The organism is Embleya sp. NPDC020630, assembly GCF_044334985.1.
Lineage (GTDB): Bacteria > Actinomycetota > Actinomycetes > Streptomycetales > Streptomycetaceae > Embleya.
The window spans coordinates 45,152-62,272 of sequence record NZ_JBIRUB010000011.1 but is presented as its reverse complement, the minus strand read 5'-3'; the positions used below and the strand labels follow the sequence as shown (position 1 = coordinate 62,272).

General features: G+C 71.5%; 14 protein-coding genes and 1 tRNA gene. 8 read left to right on the top strand and 7 right to left on the bottom strand.

The features are described 5' to 3' along the window. Positions 1–34: 34 nt before the first annotated feature. A complete protein-coding gene (locus ACH4XV_RS31415; RefSeq protein WP_395795725.1) occupies positions 35–796 on the bottom strand; it encodes a glycosyltransferase family 2 protein in 762 nt (253 codons plus the stop codon). A gap of 415 nt (positions 797–1,211) precedes the next feature. Between ACH4XV_RS31415 and ACH4XV_RS31410 the strand changes: the two genes are divergently transcribed. Together ACH4XV_RS31410 and ACH4XV_RS31405 are read left to right on the top strand one after the other, a co-directional pair. Next, the gene (locus ACH4XV_RS31410) at positions 1,212–1,958 is read left to right on the top strand and encodes a bifunctional DNA primase/polymerase (RefSeq protein WP_380003230.1); all 747 of its coding nucleotides are present in this window, start codon (positions 1,212–1,214) and stop codon (positions 1,956–1,958) included. A 233-nt stretch (positions 1,959–2,191) separates the two neighbouring features. Beyond that, positions 2,192–2,815: a hypothetical protein gene (locus tag ACH4XV_RS31405; RefSeq protein WP_395795724.1), complete on the top strand. Its 624-nt coding sequence runs from the start codon at positions 2,192–2,194 to the stop codon at positions 2,813–2,815. Positions 2,816–3,162: 347 nt separating this feature from the next. On the opposite strand, the gene ACH4XV_RS31400 is transcribed toward ACH4XV_RS31405, so the two are convergent. Beyond that, positions 3,163–5,403, bottom strand: a complete 2,241-nt coding sequence (locus ACH4XV_RS31400) for an MMPL family transporter (protein WP_395795722.1) — start codon at positions 5,401–5,403, stop codon at positions 3,163–3,165. 159 nt (positions 5,404–5,562) lie between these two features. On the opposite strand from ACH4XV_RS31400, the gene ACH4XV_RS31395 reads away from it, so the two are divergent. Together ACH4XV_RS31395 and ACH4XV_RS31390 are read left to right on the top strand one after the other, a co-directional pair. After that, positions 5,563–6,309, top strand: a complete 747-nt coding sequence (locus ACH4XV_RS31395; RefSeq protein ID WP_395795720.1) for a response regulator transcription factor — start codon at positions 5,563–5,565, stop codon at positions 6,307–6,309. Further along, complete coding sequence (locus ACH4XV_RS31390) at positions 6,306–8,015, top strand: sensor histidine kinase (RefSeq protein WP_395795718.1); 1,710 nt, start codon at positions 6,306–6,308, stop codon at positions 8,013–8,015. The genes ACH4XV_RS31395 and ACH4XV_RS31390 overlap by 4 nt, the downstream gene beginning before the upstream one ends. 93 nt (positions 8,016–8,108) lie before the next feature. Here the strand turns inward: ACH4XV_RS31390 and ACH4XV_RS31385 are convergent, their stop codons facing one another. From ACH4XV_RS31385 to ACH4XV_RS31375, 3 genes are all read right to left on the bottom strand, one after another. Then, positions 8,109–9,080, bottom strand: coding sequence for a DUF5926 family protein (locus tag ACH4XV_RS31385; protein WP_380003225.1), 972 nt, complete (start codon positions 9,078–9,080; stop codon positions 8,109–8,111). A gap of 152 nt (positions 9,081–9,232) precedes the next feature. Then, positions 9,233–9,706 carry an ATP-binding protein gene (locus tag ACH4XV_RS31380; protein WP_078976390.1) on the bottom strand — a complete coding sequence of 158 codons (474 nt, stop codon included), beginning with the start codon at positions 9,704–9,706 and terminating at the stop codon, positions 9,233–9,235. 202 nt (positions 9,707–9,908) lie between these two features. Further along, complete coding sequence (locus tag ACH4XV_RS31375) at positions 9,909–10,748, bottom strand: glycerophosphodiester phosphodiesterase (protein ID WP_395795716.1); 840 nt, start codon at positions 10,746–10,748, stop codon at positions 9,909–9,911. A 294-nt stretch (positions 10,749–11,042) separates the two neighbouring features. Here ACH4XV_RS31375 and ACH4XV_RS31370 point away from each other — a divergent pair, with 294 nt between their 5' ends. Both ACH4XV_RS31370 and ACH4XV_RS31365 read left to right on the top strand, forming a co-directional pair. After that, on the top strand, positions 11,043–12,566 hold the full coding sequence (locus ACH4XV_RS31370; RefSeq protein WP_395795714.1) for a S1C family serine protease: 1,524 nt from the start codon (positions 11,043–11,045) through the stop codon (positions 12,564–12,566). A gap of 100 nt (positions 12,567–12,666) precedes the next feature. After that, positions 12,667–12,755: transfer RNA gene (locus ACH4XV_RS31365), tRNA-Ser, on the top strand. 51 nt (positions 12,756–12,806) lie between these two features. Here ACH4XV_RS31365 and ACH4XV_RS31360 read toward each other — a convergent pair. Further along, positions 12,807–14,390, bottom strand: coding sequence for a tyrosine-type recombinase/integrase (locus tag ACH4XV_RS31360; RefSeq protein WP_395795712.1), 1,584 nt, complete (start codon positions 14,388–14,390; stop codon positions 12,807–12,809). Continuing rightward, positions 14,387–15,040 carry a helix-turn-helix transcriptional regulator gene (locus ACH4XV_RS31355; protein WP_395795710.1) on the bottom strand — a complete coding sequence of 218 codons (654 nt, stop codon included), beginning with the start codon at positions 15,038–15,040 and terminating at the stop codon, positions 14,387–14,389. Before ACH4XV_RS31355 ends, ACH4XV_RS31360 begins: the two co-directional genes overlap by 4 nt. A 126-nt stretch (positions 15,041–15,166) precedes the next feature. Here ACH4XV_RS31355 and ACH4XV_RS31350 point away from each other — a divergent pair, with 126 nt between their 5' ends. Together ACH4XV_RS31350 and ACH4XV_RS31345 are read left to right on the top strand one after the other, a co-directional pair. Next, positions 15,167–15,400, top strand: coding sequence for an integrase (locus ACH4XV_RS31350; RefSeq protein WP_395795708.1), 234 nt, complete (start codon positions 15,167–15,169; stop codon positions 15,398–15,400). Positions 15,401–15,687: 287 nt separating this feature from the next. Further along, on the top strand, positions 15,688–16,983 hold the full coding sequence (locus ACH4XV_RS31345) for a DUF3631 domain-containing protein (protein WP_395795706.1): 1,296 nt from the start codon (positions 15,688–15,690) through the stop codon (positions 16,981–16,983). The last annotated feature ends 138 nt before the right edge of the window (positions 16,984–17,121 follow it).

Genomic DNA, 17,121 nt, shown 5'->3' with positions numbered 1-17,121 from the left:
CCGACGTGCCTGGGTGCGCCGTGCGGTCACCGGTTCAGCCACGCCCGCGGATCGCCCCGGGCAGCGCCCCGGCCGCGCCCCGCGCGGCCAACGCGCGGGCCACGTGCGCGTACTGCCGGGCCCGATGGCGCTGCGCGGCGAAGTCGGTGCCGGTGACCCGGTGGTGCAACTCCACCTCGACCTCCTCGACCGCGAACCCCCCGCGGACCAGGTCGATCGTCAGCCCCGTCTCCACGCCGAACCCGTCCGCGAGTGGCAGCGCCGCCTCGAACGCCTCGCGGGTCAGACAGCGCTGCCCGGACAGCGGCTGGGTCGCGGCGAACCCGCTGGCCCGGGCGATCCCGTCCCGGGCGGCGCGCACCACGAACCCGTGCCCGCCGCCGGCCCGCGCCTGCGGCGGCAACACCGCGATGGTCATCGCCGCCCTGCCGGCCCGCACCGGCTCGACCAGCGCCGCCGCGGCGGCGGCCGTACCCTCCAGGTCCGCGTCCAGGAACAGCAGGTGACGCGGGTGCTCCCGGCCCTCGCGCAGGTCGATCGCGGCGACCACGGCGGCGCCGGTCTCCATCGCCCCGGCCTTGCCGCGATTGCGGCCGTGCCGGGCGATCACCGCGCCGGCCGCCCGGGCGAGCCCGGCCGTGTCGTCCGCGGACCCGTCGTCCACCACCACCACGAGATCCGCGCCCGTGATCGAGCGCGCCGCCTCGACCGTGGCCGTGATCCGCCGTGCCTCGTCGTATGCCGGGATCACCACGGCCGTGTCGCCGGTCGGTGTGCCGGTCGTGTGCTCCGCCATGGCGTGATCCTACGAGTCGCTCGCCATTGATCCGGATGGCGCGGGTTCCACCCGTACTGCCCAACGCCGCGGCGCGGCGGCGTGAAGGTCCGAGGGGATGGGGGTACAACGGAAGGGAGCCACATCGCGGGTATGCTCCAGGAGATCCTGTGATCGCGGTCTCGTGACATCTGCGGAACCTCCGAGGGCCGGCCGTTCGTCGTCCTCGGTGAGGAGTGCTGGAACAGGCGCGGTGTCGATTCGGACGCGGTGCCGGCGCAGGCAGAGACCAACCGACCCAACCGCAGCGCAAACCGCAGCAACGGATGGCACAACGGTCCGCTCGGGAGCCCCCATCTCCCGCCTCGGGGCCGGTTCGCGAGGGCAACACCCGTACCGGGCACCGTAATTCGCCACCCCTGCGCCACCTCGCGCCATGTGCCGCCAAGCGGCCTCGTCATGGTCGGCTGCGGAGTACCTGAGTATCACGCATAGTGCTTCCACGTTCACGGAAAGGAACGAGCGCATGCTGCGCGAGATCCTCGGAAGACGACGGAGGGAACGCACCGCACTGATGTCGGCCGTGCTGACGTGTGCGAGATGGCGCTGGCCCGTGGTTCCCGGCGTCGGTTACGACCGCTGGTCGGGCGTGTGTCGATGTGGTGCGACCGATTGCCGCGTGCCGGGCGCCCATCCGGGTGAACCTCCCCTGCTCGCGGCCACCTGTGACGAACGAATGGCGCGTTGGTGGTGGCAGCAGTCACCGGACGCGTCGGTGATCCTGGCGACGGGTGGGCGGGTGGCGGCGTTGAGCGTGCCGTCGGAAGCCGGTGCCCGCTCGCTCGACCAACTCGCCCGGCTCGGTGTGCGTACCGGACCGGTCGTCGCCGCGCCGGGCCGCTACGCGTTCCTGGTCGAGCCCTACGAGTTGGGCGAACTGGGCGACCTGCTGGACCGATACGGGCTCGATCGGTACGGCATGGTGCCCTCGACCCTGCGCTTCCACGGCGACGGCGGCTATCTCGCGCTGCCGCCGTCGCGGGTGCAGGGTGGCCAGTTGCGCTGGGCCCGACCACCGGCGCCGTCGGGTGATCCGACGGCGGGCGGGCCGTGGTTGCCCGCCGTGGCGGACCTGGTCCGCACGCTGGTGGACACCTGCCAACATGCCGAGCCCAGAGCCTGATCCGTACCGGCCGATCCGTACAGCCCGATCCGCGCAGCCCGAACCCGGGTGCGAAAAGGGCGCGCCGTCACGCGGTGGAGTGATCGTTGTGGCGTAACCGCAACATGTGGTGATCGCTGCACGTCGTGGCGGCGCGATAGGCTCGGCGCGCCGATCATTCCGGCCCCGTTCCGCACCGAAGTCCCGCTCGTCGGGCCGGATGTGGAAGGGGGCTTCGCGCGCTAGGAGACACCATGCAGCGCCCACGCACCGGTCACGTCCGCACCGTGGCCCTGGGCGCGGTCGTGGGCCTGTGCCTCGTCGTCCCGCTCGCCGCCGCCTCCGCGGACTCGGTGGGCTCGGACAAGGGCCGCCACACCGCCGACTCGGGACCGAGCACCCGCCCGAGCGCGAACAAGGCCGCCGACTTCGGCAACGGTGTCGCCGAGGGCGACCGTTCCGGCTCGGCCGGACTGCTGGAGCTGCTCGGCGGCAAGTCCGCCACCAAGTCCGGGACTCCCGCGGCCACTTCGCCGGCCGCCGGCACGGAGAGCGTGTGCGGCAAGGCGATCGACGGTCCCAAGGGTGTCCGGGCGCAGACCTGTGTCGAGCGCGACGGCTCGGAGGCCTGGGGTCGGGTCTACTACCGAAACCCCACGCCCGACCCGCTGTTGCTGGTGATGAGCGTGCTCCAGCCCGGCGGCACCACGCTGCGGGTGACCTGCACGGTCGAGCCCAAGGACACCGAGGGCCGCTGCGACAGCCCGCGCGTGCGCACCGCCAAGAGCCTCGACGGCTGGTCCGCGGTGGCCGAGTTGGCCTCCAAGGACGGCCTGAACAAGCTGCTCCGTGCGGGGTCGGCGACCGCTCAGCGCTGAACCCGCGGTACCGCGACACCCCGGTCCGGCGGCACGCCGAATACGACCGGGGCAGCGACCGACGAATGCGGAGAATTCACCGTCGAACGGTGAAAAAATTCCGGTCGGTCGATGCGGAAAACGCGCGGCGCGAAAGCGGAAAAGGCCCGGAAAATCGAAGGGCCCGGCCGCTGAAGACGGGGGATGCATCAGCGACCGAGCTGCTTCAAAGGTAACAACAAGCCGGCGGATCTCCAATCCGGGGCCCTCGTCGGCCGGTCGTGACCGAGCCCGCACGCCCGATTGCCGGGCGTGCGGGCGATTTTCGGACCGGCGCCGACGCGGGCGCGCCGGCCGGATCCGGTCCGCTATCGACCGGCCGGAACCATCTCCTCGCGCGGGTCCTCCTTGGTGCCCGGCGAGTCGCCGACGGGCCGCTCGGGCGGGTCCACCGCCACGTGCGGCAACACCCGGTCGAGCCATCCGGGCAACCACCAGTTGGCCCGGCCGAGGAGGTGCATCAGGGCGGGGACGAGCACCATGCGCAGGATGAACGCGTCCAGCGCGACCGCGCCCGCCAGGCCGAGCCCGGCCATCATCGCGCCGCGGTCGCCGCTGAGCACGAACGAGGAGAACACGAAGATCATGATGAGCGCGGCCGAGTTGATCACCCGCCCGGTGCCGGCCTGACCCACGCGTACCGCCCGGGCGTTGTCGCCGGTGTGCAGCCACTCCTCGTGCATCCGGCTGACCAGGAAGACCTGGTAGTCCATCGACAACCCGAACAGCAGCGGCAGCATGATGACCGGCAGGAAGGAGATGATCGGCCCCTCCTTGCCCAGCCCGAGCAGGTCCATCCCCCAGCCCCACTGGAAGATCGCGACCAGCAGCCCGAACGACGCGCACGCGGCGATCAGGTTCATCAGCGCGCCGGTCAGCGGTACCAGCACGCTGCGGAAGGCGATCAGCATCAGCAGCGCGCCCAGCCCCACGATCAGGGCGATGAACCCCGGCATACGGTCGCCGACCACGGCGGCGAAGTCCTTCTGCAACGCGGTCTCGCCGCCGATGTGCACCTTCAGTGTGCTGCCCTCGGCGGCGGCGGGCACGGTGCGCTCGCGCAGGGTGTCGATCAGCTTGTCGGTGGCCTCGGCCTGCGGCGAGGTCGACGGCACGACCTGGATGGCCCGGGTCTGGGCGGCGAGCCCGCCGGCGTCGGCGGGCACCGGCGCCTCGACCACACGCACCACGCCGGGGGTGCGGCGGACGTCGGCGATCAGCGTGTCCAGCGCCTGCCGGTCCTGCGGACCGTGCAGCTCGGCGACCATCAGCAGCGGGCCGTTGAAGCCCGGACCGAAGCCCTCGGCGAGCATGTCGTAGGCCTGTCGCACGGTCTGGGAAGTGGGCTGATTGCCCTGGTCGTTGGCGCCGAGCCGGAGCGACAGGGCCGGGATCGCCAGTAGCCCCATGACCACCAGCGCGACCAGACCCAGGGTGCGGGGGCGACGCTGCACCAGGCGGGCCCAGCGCGCGGCGGTGCGCCCGACCTCCTCGCTCGGCAGGGCCGTGCCGGCCGCGGACCGCTCGGCCGATTGCCGGCGTTCGCGGCGGCTGAGCACACGCGGGCCGAGCAGGCCGAGCAGCGCGGGCAGCAGGGTGGAGGAGGCGAGCACGGTGAGCACCACGACGAGCGTGGTGCTGATCGCGATGCCGTCGAACAGGGTGATGTCGACGGTGAACAGCGCGAGCAGCGCGACGCACACCGTGCCGCCGGCGAACACCACGGCCCGGCCGGAGGTGTCCAGCGCCCGCACCGCCGCCTCGTCGGGCGGGAGCCCCGCCTTGAGGCCGTTGCGATGCCGCGTCACGATGAACAGGGCGTAGTCGATGCCCACGCCGAGCCCGATCAGGCTGCCGAGGAGCGTCGCGGTCTCGGGGATGTCGGTGACGTGGCTGAGCAGGATCACCGACGCGATACCGGTACCGACCGCGAACACCCCGCTGATCAGCGGGAGCAGCATCGCGAACAGGGACCCGAAGGCGAGGAAGAGGATGATGCCCGCCGCGACCACACCCACCGTCTCGGCGAGTCCGGCCGGCGGTTCCTGAGCGGCCTCGATCGCGGGGCCGCCGAGTTCGACGCGCAGTCCGGGCGCCCGAGCCGCCTCGGCGCGGTCGATCAGGTCCTTGAGATTTCCGGTCTCCAGCTCGAACTGCTGCTTGACGAAGGTGACCTGGGCGAACGCGATCCGGCCGTCCTTGCTGACCTGGCCGGCGCCCTCCGCGTCGTACGGGCCGACCACCCGGCCGACATCGGGCATCCGCGCGATGTCGGCGAGCAGCGCGGTCATCCGATCGCGGACCGCGGCGTCGTGCACGCTGCCCCGCTCGGTCTGCCACACCACGTTGTCCACATCGCCGGAGGCGTCGGGAAAGGCCTTCTGCAGGCGCTCGTACGCGGTCGAGGACTCGGTCCCGGGGATCTTGAACACGTTGGAGTACGCGCTGCCCAAGGCCGCGCTCGCCGCGACCGTGCCGAACAGCGCGGCCGCCCACAGCAGCAGCACCGTCCACCGATGTTTGAGACACCATCGCGCCCAGGCGGCCATGGTCGATTCCTTCCTCGTGTGGGCCTCGCGGCCCGGTCGTGCGTGCTGGGCCCAGACTGGTTCGGCGCGATGGGTCGCCCGGCGGGCGCACGGTCGACTCACAGGAAGCTCTCAAGCTGTCCCATGGGGTTCCGCAAACTTCCCCCGGATACTGGGCACATGAGCAGCAGCCAGCCGCGCGCGGGCGCCACGGTCCTGGTCGTCGAGGACGAGCCGAGCATCGCCGACGTCCTGGCGATCACCCTGCGCTTCCACGGGTTCGAGGTGGTCACGGCCGACGGTGTGCACGCGGCGCTGGCCGCGGCCCGTACGGCGCGGCCCGACGTGGTGCTCCTCGACATCTCGCTCCCCGACGGCGACGGACGCCAGGTGTGCCGCGTGCTGCGCGCCGAACGACCGGAGATCGCGGTTGTGTTCCTCACCGCCCGGGACTCGCCCGCCGACGTGGTCAAGGGACTCACCCTCGGCGGCGACGACTACATCACCAAGCCGTTCAACGTCGACGAGCTGGTCGCCCGCACGCGTGCGGTGCTGCGGCGCACCCGGCCGACGCCGGACGAGAGCACGCCGCCGCCCCCGCCGCCGCCCGTACTGCGACACGGCGACCTGGAGTTGGACGAGGCGACGTACACCGCGCGCCGGGGCGGTCGCGACGTGGAGCTGACCCCGACCGAGTTCGCGCTGCTCCGCCACCTGATCCGGCACGGCGACCGGATCGTGCCGAAGGAGCAACTGCTGCGCGAGGTGTGGCGGTACGAGCACGTGGTGGAGTCGACGGTGGTGGAGACGTACATCTCCTACCTGCGCCGCAAGCTCGACCCGCTCGTGCCGGACGGGCCGCCGCTGATCACCACGCGGCGGGGTGTGGGGTACGGGCTGCGCCGGACGGCGGACCGCGGGGCATGAGCGGCGGACGCGGGAAAGAGAGCTGCAACGAGATCGTGCCGCCGGGTTCGCGGGGGCGGGGGTTCCTGCGCCGGGCCCGGCAGCGTCCGCACATCGTCGCCATGCGGGCGCACCTGGCGCTGAGCAGCATCGCGGTGCTCGCGATCGGGCTGGCGCTGCTGATCTGGTTCAGCATGATGGGCATTCGGCACTACCTGGAGTCCCGGGTCGACGAGGACCTGACCGCGGGCCGGACCGGCATCGAGCGGGTCGGCGTCGACATGGCGAAGTTGTCCCTGCTGTCCTCGACCGCGAGCCTGCGTGAGGCGTTGATGTCGGCCGGCCTCGACGGCAAGACCTTCGCGGTGGTGGACGCGCGGGGCACCGCCCTGCCGGTCGGCGACCGGGCGCCGGACGCCTTGCAGCGGGCCCTGGCGGCGGTCGTCCGCGAGCCGGGCGATCCCTCATGGCACGACGAACCGCGCGCGATCTCGCTCGCGGGCGAGCCCTACCGGGTCGTCTCGGCACGCCTGGGCGACGGCAACTACATCCTCCTGGCCCGCTCGACCGAGGACGTCGACGGTGTGGTGGACAAGGTGGTCCACTTCGAACTTCTGGCCGGAGGCTCCCTGTTGGTGCTGCTGGGCGCGTTCATGTACTTCGGTGCCCGGTGGCGGTTGCGACCCCTGGAGGACATGGTCGAAACCGCGTCGGGCATCGCCGAGGGCGGTCCGGACCGGCCCGACCTGTCCGCGCGAGTGGGTACGCGCAAACGTTCGTTCAGCGAGGTCGAGCAGTTGCGGACCGCGTTGAACGCGATGTTGCAGCAGGTCGAGTCGGCGTTCGAGATCCGCGAGCACGCGGCGTCGCACCTCAAGCGGTTCGTGGCCGACGCGTCACACGAGTTGCGGACGCCCCTGGCGGCGATCCGCGGCTACCTGCAGCTGTACGAGAAGGGCATGCTGGCCTCGGAGGAGGAGCGCACCCGGGCCCTGGCCCGGATGGCGGCCGAGGCCGAGCGCATGGCCCGGCTGGTGGACGAACTGCTGGCGCTGGCCCGGCTGGACCAGCGCCCCCGATTGTTGTCGCGGCCGATCGACCTGGTGGGTGTGGTGCGCGACGCGGTCGCCGACCTGAGCGCGCAGCAACCGGACCGGCCGGTGCACGTGGACACACCCCGGGCGTGTGTGGCGTTGGCCGACGAGACGACGCTGCGTCAGATCGTCGGCAATCTGCTGGCCAAGGTGCGGACGCATACGCCGGTGTCCGCGGCCGTGCGCGTGTCGGTGTCCGAAAGCGAGGGCAAGGGCGACGGCGGGGAGCGGCGGGTCGTGTTGCGGGTGCGCGACGAGGGGCCGGGAATGCGGCCGCAGGACGCCGAGCGCATCTTCGACCGCTTCTTCCGGGCCGCGCGGGAGCACGGTGCGAACGGTACGGCGGGCGGCGCCGGCGCGGCCACGGGCAGTGGTCTTGGCATGGCCATCGTGTGGGCGGGCGTGGCCGCCAACCGGGGCGAGGTGCGGATCGAGACCGAGCCGGGGGCGGGCCTGACGGTCGTGGTCGAGCTGCCGGCGGCGGCCGGGGAGCCACGGTCGCAGGTCGGCGGGTCGTCGTCCGGGACGAAGCCGGAGGCCGTCGGGGTGAAGGGCGAGGGGACCGGGGGGAAGGGCACGGTCGTGGGCTCGCCGACGCTGGTGCCCCGAGTCGCGGAATCGGACAGGGCCTAGCCCGCCGTCCGGTGTTCCGTGTGGCGGGCGCGGATGTACCCGAGCACCCGGATCGGGGTCGATCCGGGTGCTCGGGTAGGGGTTCGCCTCGGGTCAGTTCAGGGTGATCTGGCGGTTCAGCAGACCGTTGCGGGCGCTGCGCTGACGTGGCGTCAGCGGGCTGGTGTCCGCCATCGCCGCGGCCAGACGCTCGCCGAACTCGCGGGCCGGCTTCTCCACGTCCTCGGCGGACATCGAGGTCGGCAGATCCCACACCGGGACGAGCAGGCCGTGCGCGCGGAACGAGCCGACGAAGCGGGTGCCCTCGCCCAGGCTCGACTCGCCGGCCGCGTGCAGCCGGGCGATCGCGTCGAGCAGTTCCTCCTCCGCGTGCGGCATCACCCAGCGCAGGTGGTTCTTCTCGGTGGTGCCGCACCAGTACGCGGCGTCGACCGAGGTCAGCCGTACGGTCGGCATCGCCGCGGCGTTCGCCCGCTCCAGCGACGCGCTCACCTCGGCGTTCATCGCCGTCGGGTCGTCCACCCAGAAGTCGAAGCCCTGGTGGACGGTGATCTCCAGCGGGTGGGACAGGTCGAGCAGGTCCTGGAGGCGGTCGCCCGACTCGGGCAGCGGGCCGGGGGCCACCGACGTGCCGTCCTCCTGCGCGAGCGCGCGCTCGAGCGCGTGCGCCAGGTCCCGGGAGACGTCGCCCGAACTGGTGTGCGTCTGGAGGCCGACCAGGATGGTGCCGTCGGCGCGACGCAGCGCGGGCCAGGCCATCGGCAGCACGGTCGCCAGGGTGACGGTCTGCTCGGCGTGCTCGCCGGTGAGCTTGAGCTGTGCGGTCGCGGCCGGGACCAGCTCGCGCAGCGCGATCCAGTCGCACTCGTTCGGCAGTCCCTGGAAGGGACGCAGGACGAGCGTCTCGGCGGCGGAGGCCGCCTCGCGCCCGTGACACGCCTTGTACCGGCGGCCCGAATTGCACGGGCAGGGTTCGCGACCGCCGACGGCCGGGACGGATCCCGTGGCGGCTGCGGTCTGGGTCTTGTTGCCGGTGTGGCCCTTCAGCGCGGCCTTCTTGCCCATGCTGCGGTCTCTCCGCCTCGGTGTCGGGGGGATGGTGGTCGACGACTCACCGGATCCGAGGGTACTGAGTTCCGCGGGCATGGGGTGACGCTCGAACACGCGGCCGAGGGGGCGGGTGGTCGGGTCGGTCGGGGTCGGGTCGGTCGGGCGGGTCAGTCGAGGGGGTCCACCGCGTCCAGGTCGAATTCGTCCCACAGGCGGTCGGCGGCGCTCGACTCGATCGGAACCAGCGCCCACACGGTGACCTCGTCGGGGGTGCCGCGCACGCCCCAGTCGGCGGCGAGGGTGCCGATGATCGACAATCCTCGGCCGCCGTGCGCGCTCAGGGACGGACTGGCCTGGCGCGGGCGGGTCGAGCTGCCGCCGTCGGTGACCTCGATGGCGAGGAGGCCGTCGGGGCGCACCCACCACGCGGCGCGGACGTTGCCGGAGGGCAGCGCGCGGGCGTGCCGCAGCGCGTTGCTCAACAATTCGGAGAGGATCAGCACCGCGTCGTCCACGACACCCCGGGCGATGCCGCGGTCGTCGAGGTCGGTGGCGAGACGGTGCCGAGCCGCGGACACCCCGACCGGAGCGTGCGGTACCAACACCGCCGCGGAATCGGGCACCCCACGGGCCACGACCATTGCCACCCCCGGCCTCCTTCGTGCACACGCCTGCCTCGCGCACATGTCTCGCGCGTCGGGCTTGAGATGCCCGATGCCGGCGGACGGGAAACGGCGGCGCGGCACGCGCTCCGACTCGCCCAGGGGCGTATAGGGGTATGCGATCCCGCCAAGTCGGATATAACGCCGCGAAAGGCTACCAGCGTACGCCCCCCAATAGGGGCTAACCGGACACCTGGGCCAGGACCTGTCGTGGCCGATTCGTGATGATGGCATCCACGCCGAGTCGCAGGCACAGCTCGACGTCCTCGGGGGTGTCCACGGTCCACACGTGCACCCGGTGTCCGGCCCGGTGCAGGCGGGCGACGTAGCGCGGATGGGCCCGGACGATGTCGATGCTGGGGCCGGCGATCCGCACCTCGCGGGGCAGCGTGCCGTCGCGGAAGAGCAGCGGCACGTGCTCCATCAGGAACACGGTGGGCAGCGAGGGCGCCATCAGCCGCATCCGGCGCAGGGAAAGCTGGGAGAAGCTCATCACCCGGATCAGCGACGGGTCCTCGTCGGCCGGCTCGGCCAGGCCGAAGCGCTCCAGCAGGTCGACCAGGCGGCGCTCGACCAGGCCCGCGTACCGGGTGGGATGTTTGGTCTCGATCGCCAGGCGCACCGGGCGCGGCGCGTCGACCACGAGTTCGAGCAGGCGTTCCAGGGTGAGAACGGAGGTGCGGTCCCAGTCGGGCGCCTCCGGCTCGTCCGGGTGTTCGCGGTCGACGCCGGATTCCCGGCCGGATTCCTTCCAGGAGCCGAAGTCGAGCGCGGACAACTCCGCGAGCTCCAGCGTCGAGACGATGCCGCGGCCGTTGGAGGTCCGGTCGACCTTGCGGTCGTGGACGCAGACCAGGTGGCCGTCGGCGGTCAGTCGGATGTCGCATTCGAGTGCGTCGGCGCCGTCCTCGATGGCCTGGAGATAGGCCGCGAGCGTGTGCTCGGGGACGGTGTCGGAGGCGCCTCGGTGGGCGACGACCTGCACGTTGGCGCGCAGTGGGCGCGCTCCGGTGGTGGACACGCCACAATCGTGCCATCCCGAGGTGAGCGTGGGGTGACGCCGGGATGTCGAGCCGTGGCGCGGGTCGCGGATCGGCTTCCCCGGGGCCGGGGATCGGTCTGCGCCACGCCGCGGACGGTGGAATTTCCGCCGGTTTCCGCGCCGTTTCCGTTCCGGTACGGGCGGTCCGACCTGCGTGGATAACCCCGGGATAAGGGGCGTGGGTGGCACGGGCCGTCGGCGCTTACGGTGTTCAGACAGCGTGTCGGGAAGTCTGTGACCAACAACTATTCCGAAGTGTGTGGGAGGAAGACCGTGAGTGACGATCGCGACGTGACCGGCGAAGTCGGTTCACCGGTGCCGGGGGAGGCCCACGGATCGTCTCCCGCCACACCGCAGCCGGCTCACCCGGAGGGGCGGTCCGACGTGTCGGCGGAGCCGGAGTTCCGGGCCGAGGTGCCGGCCAAGCCGGTGCAGGCGCCCACCGTGGGGCAGCCGCAGGGCGAGGCGGTGCCGCCGACGCCGGCCGGGCCGCCGACCGCGCAGCTGCCGCCGACGGGTGAGCCGGGCGCCGAGGTGCCGGCGGCGTTCGCGGCCGGGTCGGGTGCGGGAGGTGCGGGGGCTCCGCCGTTCGGGACGGGTGGTGCCTATCCCGGCTACCCGGGCTACCCGGGCTTCGGTGCGCCGCCCAAGCCGAAGCGCCGCCCCTCGGGGATCCTGGTCGCGGCCGTGGTGGCCGCGCTGCTCGCCGGCGGGGTCGGCGGCGGCGTGGGCGCGTGGATCGTGGACCGCGACGACAAGCCGTCCTCGGCCGGCGTCAGTCCGTCCTCGTCGCCGGTGGACCCGGCTTCGCTGAACCGCTCGCCCACGAGCGTGGCGGGCATCGCCAAGCAGGCGGTCCCCAGCACGGTGACGATCAAGACCAAGGGCAAGGTGTCCGGGCAGGGCACCGAGACCGGCACCGGGGCCGGCTTCGTCTACGACAAGCAGGGCCACATCCTCACCAACAACCACGTGGTGTCGCTGGCCGCGGCCGGGGGCGAGCTGTCGGTGACCTTCTCCGACGGCACCACCAAGCCGGCCAAGATCGTCGGCCGGGCCGAGGGGTACGACCTCGCCGTGATCAAGGTCGACGACATGCCGGCGAGCGTGCAGCCGCTGCCGCTCGGCGACAACGACAAGGTCGCGGTCGGCGACCCGGTGATCGCGATCGGCGCGCCGTTCACCCTGTCCAACACGGTGACCACGGGCATCGTGAGCGCCAAGGACCGCCCGGTGGCCTCCGGGGACCAGCAGAAGGTCTCCTACATGAACGCGATCCAGACCGACGCGGCGATCAACCCCGGCAACTCCGGCGGCCCGCTGCTGAACGCGGCCGGCGAGGTGATCGGGATCAACTCCGCGATCCGCTCCACCGGCGGCGGCGGCCAGTCGCCATTCGGCCAGCAGCAGGAGTCCGGCAGCATCGGCCTCGGCTTCGCCATCCCGATCAACCAGGCCCGGTGGGTCGCCGACACCCTGATCCAGGGCAACAAGCCGGTCTACGCGCAGATGGGCATCCTGCCCGACTCGCGCTACACCGGCACCGGCGCGCAGATCGTCGCCCAGAGCCCCAACGGCCAGGACCCGGTCACCGCCAACGGCCCCGCCGCCAAGGCGGGCCTGAAGGCCGGCGACGTGATCACCAGGCTCAACAACCGCGCGATCGGCTCCTACGAGGACCTGTTCAGCGAGATCTGGAGCCACCGCCCGGGCGACAAGGTCAAGGTCACCTACCAGCGCGACGGCAAGGAGGCCACCACCGAGGTCACCCTGGGCCAGCGCGTGGGCGACAACTGACCCGCCGCCCTCCGAACGTGTCGGCCCGGAATCCCCAGTGATCCCACGCATCGCTCATGAGAGACTGATGCGGCCCGCACCCGACCAGGGTCGCGGCACTGGAGGACTCGCCTAGTGGCCGATGGCGGCAGTCTTGAAAACTGCTAGCAGGGGTGACCTTGCTCGTGGGTTCGAATCCCACGTCCTCCGCTGACCTGCAGAAATGCGGAGATGAGAGACCGCCGGTGCGCGGCTCGGGACCTACGGTGTGCCCGAGGTGTGCCCGGCGGTTTTCTCGTTGGCGCGCGGGATGAACTGCTCGGCCGTCTCGGCCGATGCGGCGGCGACCTCCTCGTAGAGCGTCGCGTAGACGTCTGCGGTGAAGGCGTACGTGGAGTGGCCGAGCATGACCTGGACTTCTTTCATGTTGCCGCCGCTGCCCAGGTGGATCGCCGCGGCGCCGTGCCGGAGGTCGTGGAATCGGATGGGCGGGAGGCCGGCGGACTCGACGAGGGCGCGGAACTCGTCGGTGAGGTCGGCCGGGTGATACGACTCACCGTTCTCCCGGGTGAACACGAGACCGTTGTCGACCCAGGCCGCGCCCCAGGCGAGCTTCTGCTCCTTCTGGCGGACACGGTGGGTGCGGAGCACGGGCACGTTCCGCGTCCCCAGCGAGACGGTTCGCGTGCTGGTCTCGCTCTTGGGCGAGCTGATCTTGACGGTCGTGCCGTAGTGCACGATCTGTTGCGAGATGGTCAGCCGGTTGGCCTCCAGGTCGACGTTGGTCCACGGCAGCCCGCACGCTTCGCCGCGACGCAGGCCCCGTGTGGCGACGAGGTGGAAGAGGGCGTATATCGGGTGGTCGACCACGTGGTCGAGGAAGGCGCCCGTGTGCTCGCGGGTCCACACCATGACGGGGGAGGGGCGCTCACCGGTCTCCCGCCACCGGGCGACCAGTTCGTCGTTCCACAGGATCGGCCGGGCCGGCTCTGCCGGGGGTAGCTCGACCCACTGCGCCGCGTTGAAGGTGAGCAACTGCTGCCGGATCGCGTCGTTCAACGCGTTGCGCAGGACATCGCGGATGCGGCCCATGGTGGTGCGGCCGACCAGGCACTTGCGCAGGCCGGGCAGGTCGGCCAACTGCTCACGGTTGCCCGTCGCGCGGGCCTCGATGATCGTCTCGTTGCGCTCCTCGATCCAGTCGAAGAGGTCGGCGACGTGAGTCGTACGCAGCCGATCGAGGCGCCTATGCCCGAGGAACGGCTTGAGGTAGAGCTCGACGATCGAGCGGTAGCCGCGCAGCGTGCCCTCGCCCACACGCTTCTTCCCGGCCAGCCACGCGTCGAGGTGGTCCCCGACTGTGATGCGGTTGGTCATGGACTGACCGGTGCTCAGTCTTCGGGCCGTCTCGTCGACCTCGGGGAGCGGTTCGCCGCCGGTGACGCACGAGCGCAGCAGCGCGGCGATCGCGTTGCGGTCCTCGGGCTCCTCGTCGACGGACAGCGCGAGGATGCCCCGAAAGCGGTCGATGTCCGGAAGCGGGAGTCGCTTGTCGGCGGCGACCGCGACCAGGAGCTCGGCGACGAGGTCACGAGCGAACGTGTCCTTCTCGGCCGGCGCCGACAACAGCGCGCGGACGTGGTCGAGGACCGCCTGGGCGCTCGTCGCGTTCTCGCATCCGGACCGGCGGAAATACCGGCGCTCACCCTCGGCGGTCGGCGGCAGCTCCTGCCGGACGGCCCAACTCCCGTGGCCCTTCTTGCGCAGCAGAGGGCACTTGGTGCCCAGCTTCTTGCCCGTCTTGGGGTCTCGGCACCCGCAACGCCGTGTGGTGGATCCCTTCACGCATCGTCCCCCTCGTCTTCGAAGTCCTCGTCCACAAAGGCCAGATCGTCGGGAAGAGCTGGCAGCACGTAGCCGCCGTCGGCCATCTCGCGACGGTGCTCGTACAGGGCGTGCGCCTCGCTGTGGATCATGAAGCCGAGCTGTGTGTTGGACAGGTTCAGCTCCTCGCGGCGCTTCGCACTCCGCGCGGTGACCGCCTCCAACTGCCGTTCCTGGTAGACGGTGAGCATCCGACGGAGACCCACCACCGCGTTCCAGTGCAGTCGGTAGTCGTGCAACACCGCCCACGGTGATCCCTCCGGAGGTTCCTCCTTCGCCGGCAGCTCTCCCGTGAACCAGGTCATCGCCTCCCAGGTCGGCGTGGCCTCGCCGGGCTGCAGTTGTACGTCGACTTCCGTGCCCAGGGGGAAGATCAGGCTGATGGGAGCCACGTCCAGGGCCCTGGCGAGGATGAAGACCTCGGCGACCGAGATCAGCGACCTGCGTCCGGTCTCCAGGTTGGCCAGCACCGTTCGCGGGATCGGGTACCCGAGTGCCGCGCAGGCGTCCGCCAACTCTTGGGCGCTCCAGCCCTTCTCCTTCCTGTAGCGCTTGATCTGGCCGGCGATCATCTTGACCACCGCCGAGTCGAAGGCTTGTTGTTGTGTCATAGATGCACAATAGCAGAGACATAACGTGTCTGTGGGGCTCGTGTGATACAACTTCCCCGGAAGGAACTACCGCTACGCGAAGGGGATGCCTTGACCGGCGAAAAAAGTGTCTCTACGACACGGAGCATGACGCGGGCGGAGCTGCTCAACCTGCCTGCCGCGATCGACCTCGACACGGCGAACCGAGCCCTCGCGCTGGGGCGCACCAAGGGATATGAGCTGGCCAAGCAGGGCAAGTACCCGTGCACCGTTCTCCACTTCGGCAACGTGTACCGAGTGATCACCGCCGATCTGCTTCGCCTGCTGCAGATCGGGGAGCAGCCCGCTCGGGCTGCGGAGGACGGTCGGGAGGCCGCCTAGATGTCGGTTGTGTCGCAGCAGCAAGAAAAGCTGGATCCGTCGAGCGTCTACGGCGTATGTTCCTGGTCCGCCCCGGGGTGCCCACCCCACGGGACCACTGCGAGGCGCTACCACGCCCCGCGCATCGCGAAGGTGCACCCGACAGGCACCTCGGACATGAAGAAGCCCCTGGCGTCTACCAACGCCAAGGGCCTCAAGATCCACACCGGATACGCCCAGTCCTGAACGATCACTATGCGGTAGCGGCGGGCCTTGCCGGGCTCGTCGCCACCGGGTGAGGAGAATCTGTGCCCCACAGTACGACGCCGCGTCCTCCGACGCCAAGCGCGTCGTCGACCGACGAGCGCCCACCCCGCTACGCGGATTGGCCCCCGGTCCGGACCCCCGGCGCACCGGCCGCCGCCGAGCCGGGCCCGGCGGCCGACGCGTCGGTGCCCGACGACGCGGACGGCCCGCGCCCGCCGGTCGCCCTGCCGGACTTGCCCGCGACCGAGGGCGACGCCCTCCTGAACGAGCTGCGTGCCGCGATCGCGCGCTACGTGATCCTGCCCCACGGCGCGGCCCTGGACGCGGTGACCCTGTGGACGGCGGCGACCCACCTCCAGCCGGCGTTCCAGCACGCGCCGCGTCTGGCGGTGGTGGCTCCGGCGAAGCGGTGCGGGAAGTCCCGGCTCCTGGACGTCCTGCACGAGACCGTGCACGACCCGTGCATCACGGTGAACGCGACGCCGGCGGCGATCTTCCGGTCGATCACGGACGAGCCGCCGACCCTGCTGGTCGACGAGGCCGACACGCTGTTCGGCAGCGCGAAGGTCGCGGAGAAGAACGAGGAGATGCGCGGTCTCCTCAACGCGGGCCATCAGCGCAACCGCTACACGCTGCGGGTGGTGGGCAACGACCACAAGCCGCACCGCTTCAACACCTTCGCCATGGCGGCGATAGCCGGGATCGGTGACCTCCCCGACACGATCATGGACCGGTCCGTGGTCATCCGCATGCGCCGCAAGGTCAAGGGGGAACGCGCCGCGCCCTTCCGGACCCGCCGCGACCAGCCGGGGCTCAACGAGCTGCGCGACCGGCTCGCGGCGTGGCTGCGCTCGGTGGCCGATGCCGCCGCCGACGCGGAGCCCGAGATGCCGGTCGAGGACCGAGCGGCCGACACGTGGGAGCCCCTGGTCGTGGTCGCGGACCTCGCCGGCGGGTCCTGGCCCCGGGCAGCGCGGGTGGCGTGCGCGGAGATGACCGCCGCCGAGGAGGCGAACGACGACCAGGACGGACTGGGCATCCGCCTGCTCGCGGACTGCCGGGGCGTGTTCGCCCAGCACAACGACATCGCGGCGCTGTCCACCGGGCAACTCCTGAACGCGCTGCGCGCCGACGCCGAGGCTCCCTGGGCCGACCACGGCGCGAACGGCCTGACCCCGCGCGCGCTGGGGATCCTGCTCAAGGACTACGGGATCACCTCGTCCAACATCCGCTTCCCCGACCACAACCAGCGCAAGGGCTTCACCCGCAACCAGTTCGTCGACGCCTGGCACCGCTACTGCCCCGAGCCCGACCCGGAGCCGCCCCGGCAGCCCTGACGAGGCCGCAACCCGTCCCACCCGTCCCACTCGTCCCCGCGCAGGTCAGCGCGGGGACGAGTCCCGGCACGGGACGAGTCGACCCGTCCCAAGCACGCCCAGCGAGATGCCCGACTGTTCCCTTAGGGAACGGCAGCT

What these genes read in the sequence shown, in the direction of transcription:
- ACH4XV_RS31415 (WP_395795725.1), bottom strand. Translation starts at nt 796, where the DNA reads ATGGCGGAGCACACGACCGGCACACCGACCGGCGACACGGCCGTGGTG.
- ACH4XV_RS31410 (WP_380003230.1), top strand. Translation starts at nt 1,212, where the DNA reads ATGTGCCGCCAAGCGGCCTCGTCATGGTCGGCTGCGGAGTACCTGAGT.
- ACH4XV_RS31405 (WP_395795724.1), top strand. Translation starts at nt 2,192, where the DNA reads ATGCAGCGCCCACGCACCGGTCACGTCCGCACCGTGGCCCTGGGCGCG.
- ACH4XV_RS31400 (WP_395795722.1), bottom strand. Translation starts at nt 5,403, where the DNA reads ATGGCCGCCTGGGCGCGATGGTGTCTCAAACATCGGTGGACGGTGCTG.
- ACH4XV_RS31395 (WP_395795720.1), top strand. Translation starts at nt 5,563, where the DNA reads ATGAGCAGCAGCCAGCCGCGCGCGGGCGCCACGGTCCTGGTCGTCGAG.
- ACH4XV_RS31390 (WP_395795718.1), top strand. Translation starts at nt 6,306, where the DNA reads ATGAGCGGCGGACGCGGGAAAGAGAGCTGCAACGAGATCGTGCCGCCG.
- ACH4XV_RS31385 (WP_380003225.1), bottom strand. Translation starts at nt 9,080, where the DNA reads ATGGGCAAGAAGGCCGCGCTGAAGGGCCACACCGGCAACAAGACCCAG.
- ACH4XV_RS31380 (WP_078976390.1), bottom strand. Translation starts at nt 9,706, where the DNA reads ATGGTCGTGGCCCGTGGGGTGCCCGATTCCGCGGCGGTGTTGGTACCG.
- ACH4XV_RS31355 (WP_395795710.1), bottom strand. Translation starts at nt 15,040, where the DNA reads ATGACACAACAACAAGCCTTCGACTCGGCGGTGGTCAAGATGATCGCC.
- ACH4XV_RS31350 (WP_395795708.1), top strand. Translation starts at nt 15,167, where the DNA reads ATGACGCGGGCGGAGCTGCTCAACCTGCCTGCCGCGATCGACCTCGAC.